Source organism: Micromonospora sp. I033 (assembly GCF_053890995.1).
Genome location: NZ_JBSSLX010000326.1, coordinates 1 through 4,358, shown reverse-complemented (window position 1 = coordinate 4,358; position 4,358 = coordinate 1). Strand labels below are relative to the sequence as shown.

The 4,358-nt window shown below is 73.7% G+C and carries 6 protein-coding genes; 4 read left to right on the top strand and 2 right to left on the bottom strand.

Going from position 1 to position 4,358, the window contains the following annotated elements; all coding sequences use genetic code 11:
* Nucleotides 1–181: 181 nt before the first annotated feature.
* From ACW0Q9_RS29405 to ACW0Q9_RS29395, 3 genes are all read left to right on the top strand, one after another.
* A complete protein-coding gene (locus ACW0Q9_RS29405; protein WP_456186847.1) occupies nucleotides 182–760 on the top strand; it encodes a hypothetical protein in 579 nt (192 codons plus the stop codon).
* 104 nt (nucleotides 761–864) lie between these two features.
* Nucleotides 865–1,836 (top strand): pirin family protein, encoded by a 972-nt coding sequence (locus ACW0Q9_RS29400; protein WP_456186845.1) that lies wholly within the window; start codon nucleotides 865–867, stop codon nucleotides 1,834–1,836.
* Between the two features lie 32 nt (nucleotides 1,837–1,868).
* Complete coding sequence (locus ACW0Q9_RS29395; RefSeq protein WP_456186843.1) at nucleotides 1,869–2,537, top strand: hypothetical protein; 669 nt, start codon at nucleotides 1,869–1,871, stop codon at nucleotides 2,535–2,537.
* Between the two features lie 213 nt (nucleotides 2,538–2,750).
* Here ACW0Q9_RS29395 and ACW0Q9_RS29390 read toward each other — a convergent pair whose 3' ends face one another.
* On the bottom strand, nucleotides 2,751–3,413 hold the full coding sequence (locus tag ACW0Q9_RS29390; protein ID WP_456186841.1) for a DUF1345 domain-containing protein: 663 nt from the start codon (nucleotides 3,411–3,413) through the stop codon (nucleotides 2,751–2,753).
* A 7-nt stretch (nucleotides 3,414–3,420) separates the two neighbouring features.
* Nucleotides 3,421–3,690: a DUF2795 domain-containing protein gene (locus tag ACW0Q9_RS29385; protein WP_456186839.1), complete on the bottom strand. Its 270-nt coding sequence runs from the start codon at nucleotides 3,688–3,690 to the stop codon at nucleotides 3,421–3,423.
* A gap of 156 nt (nucleotides 3,691–3,846) precedes the next feature.
* On the opposite strand from ACW0Q9_RS29385, the gene ACW0Q9_RS29380 reads away from it, so the two are divergent.
* Nucleotides 3,847–4,251, top strand: coding sequence for a DUF2267 domain-containing protein (locus ACW0Q9_RS29380; protein WP_456186837.1), 405 nt, complete (start codon nucleotides 3,847–3,849; stop codon nucleotides 4,249–4,251).
* Nucleotides 4,252–4,358: the final 107 nt, after the last annotated feature.

Sequence of the window (4,358 nt, the reverse complement as noted above, 5' to 3'; positions counted from 1 at the left end):
GGCCCGGAATGATGGTGGGCCGCCGGTCGTTGTACATGATCCCGGCGCGACGAAGTGGCTCCGCCCCGCGCGCCGGATGATCCCCCCTAAGACTTCTTGAGCGCCTGACGGTGCTTGCGCACACCACTGAGTCCGATCCCCCGGTCGGCGTGTGTGCGCCAACCCCCGAATGGAGCTTCTCGTGAACACGATGCTGCGTAAGAGCGTGCTGGGTATTGCTGGTCTGGCTTTCACCGGTGGTGTCTTCGCCGGTCCGATCGCCGCTCACGCCGACGCCGGTCCGGTGCAGGGCACCAAGCCGGTCGCGGTGGCGGTGCAGGGTGACAAGCTGATCCCGCACGGTGTGCAGGGCACCCAGTCGAAGATCACCCTGAGCGACGAGCAGACCGCCAACGCCAAGGCGATCATCGCGGCGACGAAGAAGGCCGGTCTGCCGGAGCGGGCCGCGGTGATCTCGATCGCCACCAGCCTGCAGGAGTCGAAGCTGGAGAACCTGGGCCACCTCGGCGACGCCAATGACCACGACTCGCTGGGCCTGTTCCAGCAGCGCCCGAGCTCGGGTTGGGGCACGCCGGAGCAGATCACCGACCCCGAGTACTCGACGCTTGCGTTCCTCAAGGGTCTGAAGCAGGTCGACGGCTGGCAGGACATGCCGCTGACCGAGGCCGCCCAGACCGTGCAGGTCTCGGCCTACCCGGACGCGTACGCGCAGTGGGAGCAGCAGGCCGCCGACATCGTCGCCCAGCACTGGAACAGCTGAGCCAGACGCTGGCCGGCACCCGGACACCCGGGTGCCGGCCAGCGGCGTCTCCAGAGGTCCGGAACACGGTGAGCGTCGCGGCGGGCCGAGCGTACAGTCGGGCGGTGGACCGTACCGAATCCCTGCCGGCGCAGACCCTCCCACCTGGCGTGGGCCCCACCGACCCGGGGAGCGTGCTGCTGCCCGGCCACGACGTGCCGTTGGGGCGCTACACGACGGTGCGCCGGCTGCTGCCGCAGCGGCAGCGGCGGCTGGTCGGGGCCTGGTGCTTCGTCGACCACTTCGGGCCGGACGACGTGGCCGAGCGCCCGGGCATGGAGGTCCCGCCGCACCCGCACTGCGGGTTGCAGACGGTCACCTGGCTGCTCGACGGGGAGATCCTGCACCGGGACAGCCTCGGCAACGTCCAGCCCATCCGGCCCGGCCAGCTCAACGTGATGACCTCCGGGCACGGCATCGCCCACTCGGAACGCTCGCCCCTGGTGCACCCGCCGCTGATGCACGGCGTGCAGCTCTGGGTGGCGCTGCCGGACCCGGCCCGGGCGGGCGCGGCCGACTTCGCCCACCACGCGGACCTGCCCCGGTGGCGCGACGGCGACCTGGACGTCACCCTGCTCGTCGGCGAGGTGGGTGGGGAACGCTCGCCGGCCGTGGTGCACACGCCGCTGGTCGGCGCGCAGCTCGAGGTGCGCGGCCCCGCGCCGGCGACACTGCCGCTGCGCCGCGACTTCGAGTACGGGCTGCTCGCCATGTCCGGCTCCGCGGAGGTGGACGGGGTGGCCTTCGCCCCCGGCGCGCTGCTCTACCTGGGCGCCGGCCGGGACGCGCTGACCCTGCGCGCCGCCCCGGGCAGCCGGCTGCTGCTGCTCGGCGGCACCCCGTTCGAGGAGCCGCTGGTGATGTGGTGGAACTTCGTGGGCCGGTCGCACGAGGAGGTCGCCGCCGCGCGCGAGGACTGGATGGCGGGCCGTCGGTTCGGCACGGTCGCCGACGACGCCGCGCCACCGCTGCCCGCCCCGGCGCTGCCCACCACCCGGCTCAAGGCGCGGGACCGGCACGGCACCACGCTCGGCTGAATGCCTCGGCCCGGCCCGGGTAGACGGCGGGCATGCCCACCACCAGTGCGATTTCCAGTGTCGAGGACAAGAAGCGGCTGGTCCGCCGGCTCGCCGGAGACGGGCGGGGGTTCGCCGAACGGTACGGGTTCCGGGTGACGAACAACCCGTCCCAGCTGTTCCAGGTGCTCTACCTGTCCGTTCTGCTGGCCCGACGGGGCGACTTCCACAAGGCGGTCGACGCCGCGACGGGACTGCGGGACGCCGGCTGGGACAGTGCCGCGCGGCTGGCCCGCTCCCTGCACGCCGACCGGGTCCGGGTGCTGCGCGCCGCGGGGCAGCGCGGCGACGTGGACGCGCTCGCCGCCACCCTCGGTGACCTGGCCCAGAACGTGGTCGACGCGTACCGGGGCGACCTGCGCCGGCTCCGCACCGAGGCGCACCAGGATCCGGCCCGGGAGCGGCGGCTGCTGACCGCGTTGCCCGGGGTGGACGACGAGGTGGCCGACCTGTTCCTGCGCGAGGCGCAGGCGGTGTGGCGCGAGGTGGCGCCGGTGGCCGACCGGCGGGCCCTCGCGGCGGCCCGCCGGCTGGGACTGGGCCGCTCCGCCGACGACCTGGCCGGGCTGGCCGGCAGCGGTGAGTCGGAGCGGCTGGCCTGGCTGGTCGGGGCGCTGGCCCGGGTGGACCTGGAGAAGCGGTACGCGGAGTTGACGGCATGATCTGGACGTGCCACCGGCCACACTTTCGCGATACTCACCCGTTCGGCTGATGCCTCGTCGTATGATGATCGTGGCAGCGATGCCCGCCCGGTTCGGGCGAACATCCACCGCCTGTCGGTCGCGACCCGGTTCGGGCGCGGACCGGCGGGGACAGGTGCTGCGTGGCGCCCCAGGTCGCGGTTCGTGACCCGGGGCGCCCGCCTGTCTCCGGGGTCACTGGGCGAGGCTGGCGAGCAGGTTCACCGTGGCGGCGATGATGACCGCGCCGAACAGGTAGGACAGCAGCAGGTGCCGCAGCGCGGTCTGCCGCATGTCCGAGCTGCACAGGTCGGTGTCCGAGACCTGGAACGTCGCGCCGACCGTGAAGCCCACGTACGCGAAGTCGGAGAAGCAGGGTGGCTCGTCCTGGTGGAAGTTGATCCCGCCGGGTTCCCCCGTGTAGTACAGCCGGGCGTACCGGGTGGTGTAGACGGTGTGCACCACGAACCAGGACACCACGATGCTCAGCACGGCGAGAGCACCGTAGAGGTCCCGGGGCAGTCCGACCGGGACGCTGTGCGCGGTGGTCAGCACCAGGCCGACCGCGAGCAGGCTCGCCAGGCAGGCGGCCAGCAGCAGGGCGTCGCGGATCGCCCGGTTGGGGTCCTCCAGCTTCGCCAGCCGTGCGGTCCGCTCGGCGTCCAGCCGGGACAGCCGCACCCACTGCAGGGCCAGCCAGCTCAGCGCGGCCGCGTCCCACCCGACCAGCGGGACGAGGGTCGGCGCGAGCATGACGGCGGCGGCGCCGGCGGCGGCGAGGCCGACCAGCGCCATCACCACGAGCTGGAGCGCCGCCGGGATGTGCCCGTGGACCCGGGCCGGGGTCCGGCGCGGCACCGAGGGGTCAGATGCCGCGCAGGTGCTGGGAGACCCGGGTGTGCCGGTCCCGCGCCTGCGCCGCGCGCTGCGAGCGGCCCACCTCGGGCGCGGCGTCGATGCCCGCCGAGCGGGCCACCTCGTTGCCGTTGGCGTAGTCCACCGGCGGCAGCGCCCGCAGCGCCTGCAACACCTCCGGCGGCGCGCCCTCCCGTTCGGCCTCCCGGATGACGTCGTCCTTGCCGGCCGGATAGTCCAGCGCGGACAGGTACTCAAGGACGTCCGTGTAACTCGCCATGGGTCGGGCTCCTCGCGCCTGTAGTTGCGGTCACGACCGGCGGCGGTTACCCGCCGGACCGCGCCTCACGCACGGGCCGGCGCAAAATCCGGCCGTTGTTTCCGGGTTGCCGTGGCGGGTAGGCGGCCGGGGCGAACACCGAAGGGGGTACCACGGATGAACTACGGCACCTTCGTCGACCGTGTGGCGCGGCGTACCGGCACGTCCGAGGAGCGGGCGACGGAGCTGACCCGGGCCACGTTGGAGACCCTGGCCGAGCGGTTGACCGGCGGTGAGGTGCTGGATCTCGCCGCGCAGCTGCCGAAGCCCCTCCAGCGGCTGCTCAACCCCCATCCCCGCACCGAGGCCGCGGACCGGTTCGGCGCGGCCGAGTTCGTCGCCCGGGTCGCCCAACGGGCCGCGGTCGACGAGAACGCCGCCCGGGACGGGATCCGGGCCGTGTTCTGCACGCTGCGCGAGGCGATCACCGGCGGGGAGTTCCAGGACGTGGCGGTCCAGCTGCCGCGCGACTTCCGGGACATGGTGGAGCCGGCCCTCGCGCCGGCCTTCCGCCGCGCCTGAGGCGCGGAGCGCGCCGGGTGGCCGGTGACGCCGCTCAGGCCACCGTGCCGGCGGCCCGCAGGGCGGCGATCCGGGGCGCGTCGAAGCCGGCCTCGGCCAGCACCTCG